This window comes from Herbaspirillum lusitanum P6-12 (assembly GCF_000256565.1).
GTDB lineage: Bacteria > Pseudomonadota > Gammaproteobacteria > Burkholderiales > Burkholderiaceae_D > Herbaspirillum > Herbaspirillum lusitanum.
In genome coordinates this window covers 1-14,464 of sequence record NZ_AJHH01000517.1, presented here as the reverse complement: position 1 = coordinate 14,464, position 14,464 = coordinate 1, and the positions used below count along the sequence as shown (strand labels likewise).

The window sequence follows — 14,464 nt, the reverse complement described above, 5'->3', positions numbered from 1 at the left end:
AATCAGGCAATGATTAACAAATCGTCATCATGCAGTCATCGCACGGACATGGAGAGGAAAGCGATGCCGGTATAGATCGTTGACCTGCATTAGTCAGCCATACTGGAAAGGCCGCTTTTGGCCGATTGCGGGCTTTCTTTTTCCGTTAGCTTGAGAGCCCAATCACTCAGTCTTGACCACGTTGGGAGTCTTTCACGCAGAACAAACGATGATGTTGTTTTGTTTCGAAATAGATCCAGTCGTTCTATTGAGCTCCATCGACATGCGCCCTCAAGAGAATAAATTATTCGTTCATCAAAAACAAATCATCGGATTTTTATTTCACATACTAAGTAGTATTAGAATTTATTTTCCAAATGTTGTGCCTCATGCATAAAGTTAGTGCTATTTCTGACGTTAAACTGACAGCTGTCTTTTGCAACTAGCCCCCTTATCGCTCGCAAATCTTCGATCAGAGATGGCGGAATTGCTCAATAGTTGGAGACTTGATGTCTATTCAAATTGCCTCAAAAAATACTGAATCTACGGCCACTATTAAGGTGACTGGCGATAAGAAAGCTTCGAGCAGTCTTGCTGCGGGTCAAAATACATCCGAGACTGTAGCGGTTCAATCGGCTAAGGTAACCCTCTCCAGTCAAGGTATCGAGCTGGCTACGTCTGCCGCCAATGAGGGAGTTGAGCTTTCAAAATCAGTTGACGAAACAGCCGCCAAGCAAAAGTCGGCCGGAGTTTTACCTCCACCTGACATGGCGGCATTTGAGGCCGATGCAGCGCTACCGCGAGGAGAACTGTATGCCAAGTATGAGAAAGCAGTAGCAAGTTTGACTTTCCACAACCAAGCGGAGTTGGATCGTGCGAATGCGGAAGTGCCAAAGAGTGATGATTCTGCGCGGCTTGCGCAAGCGAAGCAAGCGACCGCTTATGTCATTGGCAAGGGGCCCAGCCCGTTTCCCGCCCTATCTCATAACGAGCTTGCGGCCATTTACTATGATTACTCTGGCCGCTACACGTCAAATGAGCGCCTTGCGGCGGCAGGTCAAATGAATGAAATGGACAAGAAGTTTTGGGACCCACTCAGTGTTAGGGCCGCCCAAACTGGAGATTGGCGTGCTGTGATGGAGGCAGGGTTGGCAGTATATGATGCCGCGCTTCCTATTGAGCAAATGAAATATCCGGCTAACTTTAAACAGTTGGCGCAGGAGCAGTTAGATGCGGATAACAATAAAGCGCGGCATCCAATAGATGAAAAGAAAAAGGAAACGCTTCTGGAAATGCTTAACGCTCTATATCACAAGCAAGGCCAGACTAAGAACGAAGGGAAAGTGCCAGGGACAGAACAGACCAAAAATTGGTCCGAGAAGCTCGCCGAACTAGCGAATGCACAATAAAACCAATACCAGAGTGGATCATCACAGAATTAGAAGAAATAGCCGATGCTTGAGCGAGTTGTAAGGAGAAAGTCTGCTCCTGGCCGGAAGCTGCCATCCGCTAATTAACTTGTTGCCGATAATCTCTACTGGAAATAGCTACTGAGTTTCCATCTGGGTCTTTAGCGTTAGCGAATTGATAGCCATTTGCCTGATGGATGCTGCCAAACTCCAGACCTCTTTTCGCAGATTCGACCTTGAACGATTCAACGTCGGAAACACTGAACATCAGTTTGACTACCGCCTGCCCAAATTTCAGGGATTTGGCGGCCTGATGAACCAAGAGGTTGATGCCGACGGCGGGACTATTCAATTCAATGAGGCCATCGTGCATCTCACCAGTCGTCTTAAATCCAAAATGTTCTTTGTAGAAAGCACTGGTAACTGCAGGATTGCGGGCGTATATCAAAATCGTATTGAGCGATGCAGTCATGGGTTTTAGTAGAAGAGTCAAGCAGGTGAAAGTTCAGGGGGGCACTGTATCAAAAACCGCTATTTTTTTCAGTGAATCTTCGACTCGCCATGGAAGACTGCTTCTGGCCGATTGCGAACCTCGGCGCTTCGTTTGTGGCGCAACCCGATCAAGAACAGCTCCGTATTCGCTAGGACACCGCTCCGACAATCTGGGTAGCCCATCCGGCCTGACCAGCGACTTCCTCCCCTTAACCCACATTACTGAACAGCTTGGCTGTCCAATCAGCGAACGCTCGCATCGCCGGAGAGAGAAAGCGGTGATGAGGGTAGACCAGAGATACCGGCACAGGTGCCGGTCGCATGCCGGCCAGTACCTCGACTAATTCTCCGTTCCGCAAATGGTCCGCCACCAAAATCTCAGCCACCTGTAACAGGCCAAGTCCGTCGAGGCCCAGCTTGATGTACAACCCAGTCTCGTTAACGGCAACCGTGCCGGGAACCGGAACATTGACGCTGTCTCCGGCCTCCATGAAATGCAACTCGCCTCCCCGCCGCGTCGTGCTGGAAAAGTAGTGAACCGCCCGGTGACGTTGCAGATCCTTCAGATCCTCGGGAATACCCTTTTCGTCTAAGTAGGACGGTGATGCGCAGGTGATCCAGCGCAACTCGCCCAGGCGGCGTGCGACCAACGTCGAGTCATGGAGGCTGCCGGTACGAATCACGCAATCGACGCCGTCCTGGACCAAGTCCACCTGACGATCATTTACGCCGATCATTAGGTAGATATCGGGGTAACGTTGTTGGAATTTCTCCAACTGAGAAAGGATGACGACATGTGCAATGCCGCCAGGCATATCCACTCTCAGTCGCCCTTGCGGCCGCTCAGCAGACCCTTGCAGACTGGATTCCGTATCGTCAATCAGGTCAAGTATCTCGCGGCAGCGGTAAAAGTATCGCTCACCCTCTGGCGTCAAGCTGAGGTTTCTGGTGGAACGGTTGAGTAGGCGTGTTTGCAAATGTTTTTCTAGCCTCTTGATGATGCCGGTGACTGATGACGCCGGTAAGCCCAGGGTCTCTGCTGCGCGGACAAAACTCCTGCTCTCCACCACGCGAAGGAATACCTGCATTGCTTGTACGCGATCCATGCATTGCCCTAGTAGCGATAGATAAAACGGCACTATAACCCAAGATTGTTCGCGTTTTTTGCATGATGAAAACCTCCAGGGCTACTTTTCCCGCGTCATCAAAATAGCTACAGTTCAGGCACTCAAACTTACAGGAATAATCAACCATGTCTAATCAAAACCGCCAATTGCTTGTACCGCTAACGATGAACCAAGCAGATCCTAACGCCATGTCTCAAAACATTCTCGTGCTCGGTGCCGGTGAACTCGGCCTACCGGTGCTACGCAGTCTTGCGCACCGCGCGAAGGGCATCGACGGTGTGAAGATCAGTGTCCTGCTGCGCGCAAGTGCCGTTGAGTCCAGTGCACCAGGCAAGCAACGTGATATCGCGGAGATTCGATATCTTGGGATCGAGATTGTCGTAGGAGATCTTGTGAAGAGCTCCATTGATGAGCTCGCCGTAGTATTCGCACAATATGACACAGTACTCGGTTGCGCGGGTTATGCGGCGGGAATCGACACGCCAATGAAGTTAGCGCGCGCTGCCTTGCAGGCACGAATCCCAAGATATTTTCCATGGCAGTTCGGCGTGGATTTTGACGTGATCGGACGCGGCAGTCCGCAGGACATTTTCGACGCACAGTTAGACGTGCGAGAGCTTTTGCGTAGTCAGCATCAGACTGAGTGGGTGATTATTTCGACCGGCATGTTTATGAGCTACTTGTTTGAGCCCGAATTCGGCGTTGTTGATCTACAAAACCATGCAGTCCATGCACTGGGCAGCCTCGACACCGCTGTGACACTGACGACTCCCGATGATATCGGAGCGCTAACTGCCGAAGTCATGTTCGCAAAACCTCGAATCCAGAACGAGATTGTCTATCTAGCCGGCGATACCGTGACTTACGGAGAGGTCGCCGACAAGTTGGAAGTGTCCCTCGGCCGCCCCTTTACCCGTTCGGAATGGAGCGAGGAGTATTTGCTGGGCGAACTGGCCCGCGACCCGCACAATATGATGCGCAAGTACCGTGCAGCCTTTGCTCAAGGACGGGGTGTCGCTTGGGATAAGAGCGGCACGTTCAATAGTCAACGCGCCCTCGCAGTTACCGACGTGGCGTCGTGGATCAATGTAAACCTGATTTCCGGCCGCAGCAAGTAATCGTCATCCAGAGGGCTAGACTCCTGGCCCTTCCTTTTCTTAGAGTTTTCCCAATGTCAGCAACTGGCCGATTGCGGACTTTTCGAGTCCTTATCTTTTTTGCGGTGAAGTGACGGAATCCGGATTTAATTTTTTGAAGCGGATTGTATAGAAATACTCCGCCGTTCCTGTGGGTATTCCCAAAAGTGCGTTCATATGTACTTGGGATATTTGCTCACGGACTAAATTTCCATCTTCGTCTTTGTATATCTGATACATCCCGCTGGAATCGTTTTTCCCCCATTCTGAACTACCCGAATTTTGACTGCGTCCTCCGCCAATCAGACGATTGTTCATGCAAACAAATTTAGACTTGTCTGTCAGGTCAGTATGATATTCGCCAGCAAGGCCGTCGTCGTAGAACACACTCAATAAATAGACTCGCTCGCTTATTTGCGTAATTTTCCCATAGCGCGGACGTTCTTGAAAACGAGTACCTTCCTTCGTCCGATAGCCCCGAATCATTTTTGTCCACTCGGTCGCGTATCCAGAAATTGGGAGTACAGAGTCAAGTCCATGGGTTCTTCCATATATTTTTTCGTTCTGGTCGCCTTTTAGAAGCGAGGCAATGAACTCATACTCACCACTTAAATCCGGGCACGGAGAATTCGAATTAGCTAGCGGGTCAACTCCGGAGGCCGGAGAGCCAGGATAAATTTCCCGGTCGTGCACACAACCTGTCAATCCAACCGCCACCAATATTAGAAACAATAAATTCTTCATTTTGTATTTATGCGCTAAATGAATACTAAGGAAGGAACGAGTAATGTGGAATCAAATTAGGGTCGTCAACATCAGCTTCTGGCCGACTACGGACTTCCGTGCAAGTCAGTGGGAGCCATGCCGTGTGGATCATCGACTCAACAAGGTGACGCAATCGCTTGTGCATCGCTCTAAAAAAGAGCTGCGTGCTAATCTAACCACGCCTATGTAATCGGAACGTTTGGCATTGGTGTACATGATATGAATTTCTGAACCATAAGGAGGCCCACCAAAGTCCCAAGCCCAATATGTTCTGCCTTGATTTGCCTGAAATAAGAAAAATTCCCCTTGCTTTGGAAGCGTGATTGTTTGCTGTAGCTGGGAGCTCAGCGTGGCGCTTTGCTGATTCAGAACATTACTCAAACGCTCATGTTGATGCCCGGGCAACACGCGTCGACCGGAGCCCTTTTCCGCTTCAGCGTGCAATTTCTGATCAACTGGCGGCTTTTCCTCGCCTAGTCCTAGAAAATCCCAGTATATATTCTCGAATGCATAGTCTTCTCTGCCAATGCGCCATATCGTAGACGATTGCCCGGTGTTGTCGAAATCTCCATCTGCCTCTTCGAAGTAGGTCGCCAGACCGGCCGGCGCAAAGTATTTGTGCGGCCATTCCACGTCGATAAATCTCGCATTCGAACTCTTGTTGGCCATTTGGTGTTGCAACTCCTTGCAGGCCGGATGTCGGCACTGCGCATCCGGCGTCACAACAGTGGTCATATTGCAAAGCGTTCGCAGCTGATACTCGCCGTTTTCAAGTTTCTCTATCTGACTCACGCGCAGGCCTTCCTGGTCGCCGGTGTCTGTCGACACCAGGTAATTCACGCCTTTGAAGCGTATGAAATGCGGTGTCACAAGAACGCCGGAAGAGATGCTGCCCTTGGAAACGAGGTGATCGATATGGCCATTTTTCTCCGACGTCATCTCGAAGATCTCTATTGTTGCAAATCGCCCCGTTCCATCGACATTCCATACAAAAATCTCGTTCTTTCCATCGTTATCGGTATCGACGACAGAAGCGCCCATGTCATAGTCAGTACGGGAAAGCAACTCGATATCCGATTTTTTAATGAGTTGCTGTTCTAGCGGGTTTGGCGTGCGAGCGGGATCCGGCAATGCCAATTTGCCCGGATTTGCCAGGTATTCTGAAAGCCCCGAGCAAATTCCATTTGCGGAAGCAGCCAACGCAGGAGCCGCACAGAGGGTCGAGAAAAATATCACAATGATTTTTTTAATTGTGTTATTCATTTTGATGAAAGATGTGCGTTATGCGGTTGCAACAAATGTTGATGTCTGGCCGTTCACAGTCAAGCAATTTACGTTGCTGAAATTCGCGTTCGCACAAATTTTCCGAATCATCGCTAAAGCCAGGTGATGCCCATCATTTTCGATGTCGGCTTCTGGCCGAAAGCGGACCGTAGGAAGAAAGTAGCTTCTCTCGCCCTAAACTTATCAAAGTTGAGATCTCGGAGAGTTGAACTTTAAACTCATCAAGAACACATGGAATCGACCTTAGCCATCAAGACATCAAATTGAAACGGCTTGCGAAGTACAGAATAGGTTCCCACAGAACTGATCCGTTCCGGCATTGCGCTCATAAAAAGGAATGGCACATTTTTACCTTGGCTGGAATTTCTAACCAAGTCGAATAGTTCGCACCCATTCATTCTCGGCATCGAATGATCGGACAAAATGATACTCGGTGTCTGATTCTCGAGGATTTCCCAAGCATGCTTGCCATCGTTCGCCCGCATGACCTGGTAGCCGCCCAGGATAAGTGCCACTTCGATGACATCCAAAAAGTCCGGCTCGTCATCCACGATCAAAATGCTTTTGTTCATATTTTCTCCATAGTCCTACCATGACACCTTCTTTCATTGTTCGCCATAGGCGCAACACTTTTAATGCGTAAGACAAAGGGTCAATAGCTAGGCCTTAATTTGGGAATAACGACAGTGAATGTCGTTCCGGTGGAATCGCGGGACTCCACACCAATCGAGCCATCGTGCGCTTCGGCAATCTTTTTTGCGATATATAAGCCCAATCCCAGGCTCGTCGTTGCCCGTTCCCTTTGCTCGGGAACAATGGCTAACTGCACCATAGGATCGAAAATTGCGTCGATGGCTTCCTTCGGGATCAAGGCTCCGGAGTTCTGGATGGAGATCGTTGCACTGTCGGCATCTGACGACAGCGTCATGGTGACGGGCATTTCATCGCCTCGGTATTGGGCGGCGTTGTTAAGAAGATTGGTAAATACCTGTTGCAGCCTTATCTGGTCAAAGCAGCCCAAGACTGGCTCTTTCGCATTCACTACGAACGAACAATGAGCATGGACTGCGGAAGCGTCAACCACGGCGGCGTGGCAGATATCCAACATATCTACATCGGCAAACGACATGGGCATTTCACCTCCCAGTTCAGCCCGCGCGTACTCCAGCAAGTCATTGATCATCGAATTCATCATTGACGCGCTTCGCTTTATGCGCGGAGCCAGTAGCGCAATCCCTTCTTTTGTCATTCCGGGCTGCCCCAGAAGGCTGCTAGACAGGGCGATGGTCGCAAGGGGATTGCGCAAATCATGGCCGAGGATGGCTAGAAAGGTATCTTTGGCTCGTGACGCCTGTGCCGCATAGGTCCCGACAGACTCCGCCAGCGCCTGATCGATGGCCTCGTTGAATCGGATTAGATCAGCGCTGTGCGCCGGCGTCAGCGCATTTCCGAGGGAAAACCAGAGACGCTGTACCGTTGCGCGCAGCGCGCGGAACTCGGCGGTCAGTTGTAACAGGGTGAAGCCATCGTGTTGCCTTGCGGTGCCGTAAATCGATGCTCCGCTGGCAATGACACTGCTGTGCGACAGGCCTTGTGATTTCCTTTGCTGTTGCTCGGAGCTCTGCTCAGTGTCTATATCTCGAGCAATTGCGCGCAAAATCTGTTCCGCATGATTGCGTACTTCCGTCCTCGACGATAACTCTTCCAGTTCCAGCGTCCTTGCGAATCGATCCCATTCCGCAAGAACTTTTTCCATGTTGCTGATGATGAATGTCGAGAGCTTCATATGATCCAGGATGACGGCGAAGTGCCTTAACCGGACAGGGTGGGGCAAATACCTTCAAAATGCAAACGATGGTTTAGACACTATTGCACCGACGTGCTGATCCATAGCGACCACGTTTTAGTGTCTTTTTTAGTCCAGCCTTTCCATGTTCATTTACACCATGAACCTGGATAACGGATTTTGCCAAATCAAGTCCGATTGTTGTAATCTTCATTTTGGTCGCCTCTCTCGGTTAATGGAACATCGCAATTTCCACTGTGGCATGTCAATGCCGTTTCGGGAAGGGGCGACCATTCCATTAGCCTCGGCCAGAAGCAGCCGTTGAACGATTCAAAGGCCAGCGAAAATACGCTATGGCTGATTATCGATAATGGTGCGTTTTTGATAGCTAACGGCGACTGGCGTAGATTACGGTTTAACTTTATTATTCGATGTGTGTGGTCCGCCGCCACAAGCAGACATAATGTGGCGGTTATCAAGAACAGGCAGCAAAAGCTGTTGGACGCATGTAAGACAATTCGGTCATAGTAGTGCGAGGCGTCGTTTCCCACTTGCAGCGGTCGTCACGTGCGTGCTGCTGACGAGCCACGGCCATCACCAGTCCCTCGCCGCGCCACCACGCCTATAGAGAATCAAGGTTGCCGCAAGCCCACACAGTGCGGCAAAACTCATCCAGAGGCCAGGCGCCGCTTTATTGGCAGTAAGGTCGATGAGATAGGTTGATATGGCCGGCGTAAATCCACCGAAGACCGCAGTAGAAAGACTGAATGCCAGTGAGAAGCCGACAACTCGGACATTGATAGGCATCACTTCTGTCAGCGCGACCACCATGGCTCCGTTGTACATACCGAAATAGAACGAGAACACCAGCAACACTGTCAGCAAGTGTCCGAAACTGGGATTGGCGACCAGCCACGACATTGCCGGATACGCGGTCAGCAGCGCCAGCAGGGAGATGCCGACCAGAATAGGTTTGCGGCCGATGCGGTCGGATAGCGCACCGCCGATCGGCAGCCACGCGAAATTCGACAGTCCCACCAACAACGTGACCAGCAGGCTGTCGGCTGCACTCAAGTGCAGCACAGTACGCCCAAAGGTCGGTGTGTAGACGGTGATCAGATAGAAAGTCGTCGTCGTCATCGCGACAAAGAGCATCCCGGTCAGCACCGTGCGCCAGTTCTTAAGCATCGAGTCGAAGACTTCGCGAATATCGGGATGGTGTCGGCGCGCCTGAAACTCCTCGGTCTCCTGGAGGCTGCGCCGCAGAATGAAGATGAACGGTACGATCACGCAGCCGATCAGGAAGGGAATCCGCCAGCCCCACGCCGCCAGTTCTGCGGGTAGCAGCAACTGATTCAAGCCGTATCCCAGGGCTGCGGCCATCACGATGGCGACTTGCTGGCTGGCCGATTGCCAGGCAGTGTAGAAGCCTTTGTGTCCCGGTGTTGCGATTTCCGCCAGATAGACGGAAACGCCGCCGAGCTCGGCCCCCGCCGAGAAGCCTTGCAGCAAACGACCGATCAGAACAAGCGCAGGCGCGAGCAGCCCGATCGATGTATATCCTGGAACACACGCAATGAGAACTGTACCGCTGGCCATGATGGAGAGCGTGACAATCAGTCCTTTGCGCCGGCCAACTTTATCGATGTAAGCACCCAGGATGATCGCGCCCAGCGGCCGCATCAGAAAGCCCGCACCGAACACCGCGAAGGTCAGCATCAGTGACGCGAATTCGCTATCGACAGGGAAGAAAACCTTGGAAATATAGTGTGCGTAGAAGCCGAACAGGAAGAAGTCGAACTGTTCAAGAAAGTTACCGCTGGTCACACGCAACACGGCGCCAATCTTCGACGGGGGGGAAGAAACCGTGTCGCCCACGGTAGTGGTCTTGGCAGTCATTGCATTTGTCTCCGAATATTTTTGTGGTTTATATCGTTTGTCCTGGTTTTGGCAAACGGGGATAAGGCGTCATATGAAGTGACCGCGCCTGGCGTTCAGTCGTCACCTAGTTGTAGCGAGTTCGGTTGGCGCTTCTCGATCGCCCACTTGAGAAGTGCAGCGCTTCTGAAGATACCGTGGGCAAATTTTCCATACGGTAATGTGGCGAATAGCGCCATGACCGCGCCCAGATGCACGCATAGCGTCAGGCCCAATATCGGGGTCCCGCGTGACAGCATCAGTGTCAGGCCGCTCGCGGCCGTCAGGAACAGTAGGGAGATGAACCCGCGGTCCATCGGCTTCTGTGCAGCATCACCTTGCAACGGGTGGCGACTCAGGTTCAGCACAAACAGACCCACCGTGCCGATTAGCAGCGAAACGCCGCCTGCGATGCCCAACAGCTTCGGCAGGCTGGTCAAGCCGTAGGGCGCTTCCCAGCCGAACAGGTAGTGGTATAGCGTGGCCACGCTGGTGGCCGCGAAACACAGCATGAAGCCGTAAAACGTAAAATGGTGGTAACGGCGCCGCGCTAGCGTGAAACTATCGTTCGCGTTGTTGCAACCTTCACCGTGTCCTCCATCCAGGAATTTCAGTCTTAACACCTTGTCAGCGGCATCACCCATGGCGGCGGCCGTGGCAGTTCCGGGGGACACGTCCATCCAGAAACGCCGCACACCCAGACTCAGGCTCAGCACCGCGAACAGGAAGATGGGTGCGAACAGACCCACCATCAGGTTATGCGGGAAAATTGAATAGAAGTTGCCGCCCGCCGACGCGTGGAACAATGAGCCCTGTAGTCCGGCGGCAAGCATCAGGAATAGCGCTAATCCTGCGACCAATGCCAGCGATAGAGTCAAGCCGTTGCGCTTGTATAGTGCACCGAGAGCCGCCGGCCAAGCATAGTCGGCATAAGTCTCAACGCGTACCTTGGCCATCGCCTGCGGTACATTGACAGCAAATTCGTGCGGCGGTGCATATTGACACGCGTGCAGGCAGGCACCGCAGTTATGGCATAGATTGGCGAGATAATTGATGTCGGCCTTGCCGAATTCCAGTCGCCGCGTCATGGCAGGAAAAACAGCGCAGAAACCTTCGCAGTAGCGACAGGAATTGCAGATCGTCATCTGGCGGCCGACCTCGGTCTCATTCACGCTCAGGATCGGGATCACGGGGTAACTACCAGAAGCCAGCGCGCGGGCCTCTCGGGTCAGGGCTTCAAGCTGTTGCATGTTCGACTTTCTTTGCGGCAGCGGCCGCCTGCGTACCTGCGATGCGTCCGAAGGCGGTGCCGATGGCCATGCCGACGCCGGCAGTGTAGCCCTTGCCGAGCACGTTGCCCGCCATCATCTCCCCGGCAACGAAGAGATTGGGACTAGGCCTGCCGCCGAAGTGCACGGCGGCACGCTCATTGACCTTCAGACCAAGGTAAGTGAAGGTGACGCCCGGCTTGAGGGCGTAGCCATAGAACGGTGCCGTGTTGATTGGTCGCGCCCAATGCGTTTTAGCGGGCATGAGACCTTCCGTGCGACAGTCGTCGAGCGCAGTGTGATCGAAGTTGCCAAGACGGCAGGCGGCATTGTAGTCGTCCATCGTCTTGATGAAGACTTGCTCGGGCAACCCGAGTTTCTGAGCCAACTCGAGCAGCGTGTTGGCTGTGGTTCCAGGAAACACCGGTGGCATGAAGCGGCCAATCGCTTTCTGGTCAATGATGGAGTAGCTGATCTGGCCTGGCTGCTGGGCCACCAAGCGGCCCCAGATTGCGTAGCGCTTGGGCCAGAAGTCCTCGCCTTCGTCATAGAAGCGTTCGCCTTCACGATTGACCACCACGCCGAGCGAGACGCAATCGATGCGGGTGCAAATGCCACCGTCATAGAGCGGTGCGCGTGCATCGATCGCCACCATATGCGCTTGTGTCGGATCGCCGATTGCATCAGCCCCGGCATTGATCATGTATTTGAGCAGCACACCTTCGTTAAAGCGTGTGCCTCGGATCAGAAAATTGTCGGACGGCCATTCGCCGCGCGCGTTCTGGCCCCAGGCTTCGCGCAACCATTCACGGTTAGACTCGAAGCCACCGGCTGCTAGCACACAGCTTTTTGCGGTGACGCGTTCGCCCTTGGCAGTGTGCACAGCAACAAAGCGCTCGCCGTCGAGTTCGACCGACACCACTGGCGTGTCGTAGCGAACCTGCACGCCGAGCTTTTCAGCGCTACGGAAGTAAGCATTCACCAAGGCCTTGCCGCCGCCCATGAAAAAGGCGTTGGTGCGTGCCACATGCAGCGCACCCGATAGCGGGGGTTGAAAATGTACGCCGTGCCGGCGCATCCAATTACGGCAGGTGGACGATGCACGAATCGCGAGGCGCGCCAGTTTTTCATCGGTGACACCACCGGTGACTTTGAGCAGATCCTGCCAGTATTCTTCTTCGGGGTAGGCATCGATCAGCACATCCTGCGGCCCGTCGTGCATGCAACGCAGGTTGCGCGTGTGTTGCGAATTCCCGCCGCGCCATTCACGCGGCGATGCTTCAAGCAGCAGCACGGAAGCCCCCGCTTCGCGGGCCATCAGAGCCGCACACAGTGCCGCATTGCCGCCACCAATAACCAATACGTCTACCATCGCTCGCCTCCTTTTATGGGGGCAATTCTAGGTGGACTGCATCAACTCCGGTAGTGGCCGGCCAGACAAGCCGTGTTCATGATTCGTGAAGGCTTGCACCCATCCAATGGGATTCGGACAATAATTCTCGCACAACGTCCTTGAGCACAATCCGTGTGGCCAGTGCCGCTGGGGATAGCTCATCTTCCGGCAGACTGGCCAGCAGATTGCGCCGGCGAACACCTTTATCCGCCACCTGTACAAGCCGAACCACGGATGCGGGAAGACGTGAGGCGGCCGCACCGGGCTGAATCGTCGCCGCCAACCCTGCCCGGACAACATCCATGAGGATGGCCAGACCGTCGATCTCGGCGACGATGTTGGGCTCGCGCTTGGCCTGCGCGAATGCCGTCGCCACGATCGCCCGCAACCCATGGGTTCCACTCGGCATGACCAGCGGCAACGCACCGATATCCTTGAGGCGAACCTGTTTTCCCTTGGGCATGCCAATGAGCTGGTGGGAGCCGACGACAAACAGGCGTTCATCCAGAAGAGGCGTCGCGCTCAGGCGCTTGGCCACGTCTGTCTCGAATAGAATGGCGAGATCAAGTTGTCGTGCATTGAGCATGGTCGCTAAGTTGCCTGACAAGCTTTCGACAAGATGCAAACGGATGTCGGGGTAGCGGGCACGCAAGCCGTTCATGAAGGTCAGCGCCAGAACCGACGCTGTCGATGGTGCAAATCCGACACTGACATGCCCGGACATGCGTGCGTGCTGTGCAGCACGCGCGGCCTCGTCAACATGCCGCAGGGCCAGTTGCGCTTGGTGCCAAAATGCCAAACCGGCGTCGGTGGGGACAACGCCGGTCGTCGTGCGTTGCAACAAGCGGGTAGAGAGTTCGCCCTCGAGTCGACTGATTTGTTGACTGAGCGCAGAAGTGACCACGCCCAAGTCAATGGCAGCTCGTCCCATACTTCCCAACTCAACGACCCGTATGAAATAGCGAAGTTGTCTTAATTCCATGTCGTCGTTCACTGGTGTGATCAAGCGGGGATACTAGCATGAGGATTTCCTCAAAGCGGCCTTTCGCCAATGGCAAGAACCGGCCAGTCAGAAAGTAACGCCAATATCCTCTACATCAATAATCACGTCATAGAAAACGAATGAGCGCAATCGCGGCGGACTCAACCGGTCGACCCGAGAGTCCCACTAGGCAACCTGGGGGCGCTAGGAGAGAGCTCGATATCGGCCGACCTCAATCGACTTCAATCAAGCCGTCGCCTGGAACGTGAAGCGCAACGTAATGTTGAACTGATGTGGCTGACCGGTCATTTGACGCCAGACTTCAAGACCGGGCCAGAAACGGACAACCGGTGATGACAACAGCCGCAAACGCTCAAACCGCGCTATGCGTGACGCATGTTGCGATATTGTCCTTTGAAATACAACAATGGCTGCGTCGCCGCAGCTTCTTGCAGATCTAACGCTTTCACTTCACCAATCACGATCAGGTGATCACCTGCGGCGTGTTCGGCGTAAATTTCACAATCAAGCCAGTGCAGGCTGCCCACAATGATGGGATTACCCAGTGGCGACTCTTGCCATTCAATGCCGTGCCACTTGTCTGTGCCGCGCCGAGCAAATTGCTGGGAGATCTCGACTTGCTCATCCGAGAGGATATTGACTGCGAATCGACCTGCCTGGCGAATCCTGGGATAGCTGGCCGAACCGGACATGACGCTGAATGACACCAGCGGCGGGCTCATCGACACACTATGGAACGACTGGCAAGTGAAGCCAATTTGCTCGCCATCGATGTGCGATGTAATCACCGTGATACCGGATGCGTAGTGCCCGAGCGCTTCGCGAAAGCGCAACGGCTCGATAGCAGTATTGAGGAGTGGCATAGTAGGCTCTAAATACTGGTGCAGCTCAAAAAGTGTTAAGGA

Annotated in this window: 13 protein-coding genes and 2 pseudogenes; 3 read left to right on the top strand and 12 right to left on the bottom strand. The window is 53.3% G+C overall.

Annotation, left to right across the window (positions count from 1 at the left end; translation table 11 throughout):
- The first annotated feature begins 488 nt into the window (after nt 1-488).
- Nucleotides 489-1,388 carry a hypothetical protein gene (locus HLUSI_RS31125; protein ID WP_016835172.1) on the top strand — a complete coding sequence of 300 codons (900 nt, stop codon included), beginning with the start codon at nt 489-491 and terminating at the stop codon, nt 1,386-1,388.
- 100 nt (nt 1,389-1,488) lie between these two features.
- On the opposite strand, the gene HLUSI_RS0117355 is transcribed toward HLUSI_RS31125, so the two are convergent.
- Both HLUSI_RS0117355 and HLUSI_RS0117350 read right to left on the bottom strand, forming a co-directional pair.
- Nucleotides 1,489-1,860: a VOC family protein gene (locus tag HLUSI_RS0117355; protein WP_016835171.1), complete on the bottom strand. Its 372-nt coding sequence runs from the start codon at nt 1,858-1,860 to the stop codon at nt 1,489-1,491.
- A 229-nt stretch (nt 1,861-2,089) separates the two neighbouring features.
- A complete protein-coding gene (locus tag HLUSI_RS0117350; RefSeq protein WP_029363674.1) occupies nt 2,090-2,986 on the bottom strand; it encodes a LysR family transcriptional regulator in 897 nt (298 codons plus the stop codon).
- A gap of 185 nt (nt 2,987-3,171) precedes the next feature.
- Here HLUSI_RS0117350 and HLUSI_RS0117345 point away from each other — a divergent pair, with 185 nt between their 5' ends.
- Complete coding sequence (locus HLUSI_RS0117345) at nt 3,172-4,125, top strand: aromatic alcohol reductase (protein WP_029363673.1); 954 nt, start codon at nt 3,172-3,174, stop codon at nt 4,123-4,125.
- Nucleotides 4,126-4,215: 90 nt separating this feature from the next.
- Here the strand turns inward: HLUSI_RS0117345 and HLUSI_RS32795 are convergent, their stop codons facing one another.
- The 9 genes and pseudogenes from HLUSI_RS32795 to HLUSI_RS0117310 all read right to left on the bottom strand — a co-directional run bounded on the left by HLUSI_RS32795 (nt 4,216) and on the right by HLUSI_RS0117310 (nt 13,538).
- Nucleotides 4,216-4,887, bottom strand: coding sequence for a hypothetical protein (locus HLUSI_RS32795; RefSeq protein WP_157137890.1), 672 nt, complete (start codon nt 4,885-4,887; stop codon nt 4,216-4,218).
- A 129-nt stretch (nt 4,888-5,016) separates the two neighbouring features.
- A complete protein-coding gene (locus tag HLUSI_RS0117340; RefSeq protein WP_029363672.1) occupies nt 5,017-6,171 on the bottom strand; it encodes a hypothetical protein in 1,155 nt (384 codons plus the stop codon).
- Nucleotides 6,172-6,413: 242 nt separating this feature from the next.
- Complete coding sequence (locus HLUSI_RS29240) at nt 6,414-6,764, bottom strand: response regulator (RefSeq protein WP_016835166.1); 351 nt, start codon at nt 6,762-6,764, stop codon at nt 6,414-6,416.
- An 80-nt stretch (nt 6,765-6,844) separates the two neighbouring features.
- Entirely contained in the window at nt 6,845-7,978 is a 1,134-nt protein-coding gene (locus tag HLUSI_RS0117330) for a sensor histidine kinase (RefSeq protein ID WP_029363671.1), read from the bottom strand.
- Nucleotides 7,979-8,090: 112 nt separating this feature from the next.
- A pseudogene (locus tag HLUSI_RS32790) lies at nt 8,091-8,192 on the bottom strand (IS110 family transposase); the annotation flags it as partial.
- A 380-nt stretch (nt 8,193-8,572) separates the two neighbouring features.
- Complete coding sequence (tcuC, locus tag HLUSI_RS0117325) at nt 8,573-9,877, bottom strand: MFS transporter (RefSeq protein ID WP_016835164.1); 1,305 nt, start codon at nt 9,875-9,877, stop codon at nt 8,573-8,575.
- 95 nt (nt 9,878-9,972) lie between these two features.
- Entirely contained in the window at nt 9,973-11,145 is a 1,173-nt protein-coding gene (tcuB, locus tag HLUSI_RS0117320) for a tricarballylate utilization 4Fe-4S protein TcuB (RefSeq protein ID WP_016835163.1), read from the bottom strand.
- Nucleotides 11,132-12,535: an FAD-dependent tricarballylate dehydrogenase TcuA gene (gene tcuA, locus HLUSI_RS0117315; RefSeq protein WP_029363670.1), complete on the bottom strand. Its 1,404-nt coding sequence runs from the start codon at nt 12,533-12,535 to the stop codon at nt 11,132-11,134. The genes tcuB and tcuA overlap by 14 nt, the downstream gene beginning before the upstream one ends.
- 76 nt (nt 12,536-12,611) lie before the next feature.
- Entirely contained in the window at nt 12,612-13,538 is a 927-nt protein-coding gene (locus HLUSI_RS0117310; protein ID WP_029363669.1) for a LysR family transcriptional regulator, read from the bottom strand.
- A 231-nt stretch (nt 13,539-13,769) separates the two neighbouring features.
- Here HLUSI_RS0117310 and HLUSI_RS34810 point away from each other — a divergent pair.
- Nucleotides 13,770-13,868, top strand: a pseudogene (locus HLUSI_RS34810) (transposase); the annotation flags it as partial.
- A gap of 53 nt (nt 13,869-13,921) precedes the next feature.
- Here the strand turns inward: HLUSI_RS34810 and HLUSI_RS0117305 are convergent.
- On the bottom strand, nt 13,922-14,464 hold a 543-nt coding region (locus HLUSI_RS0117305; protein WP_016835160.1), incomplete at its 5' end, for a flavin reductase family protein.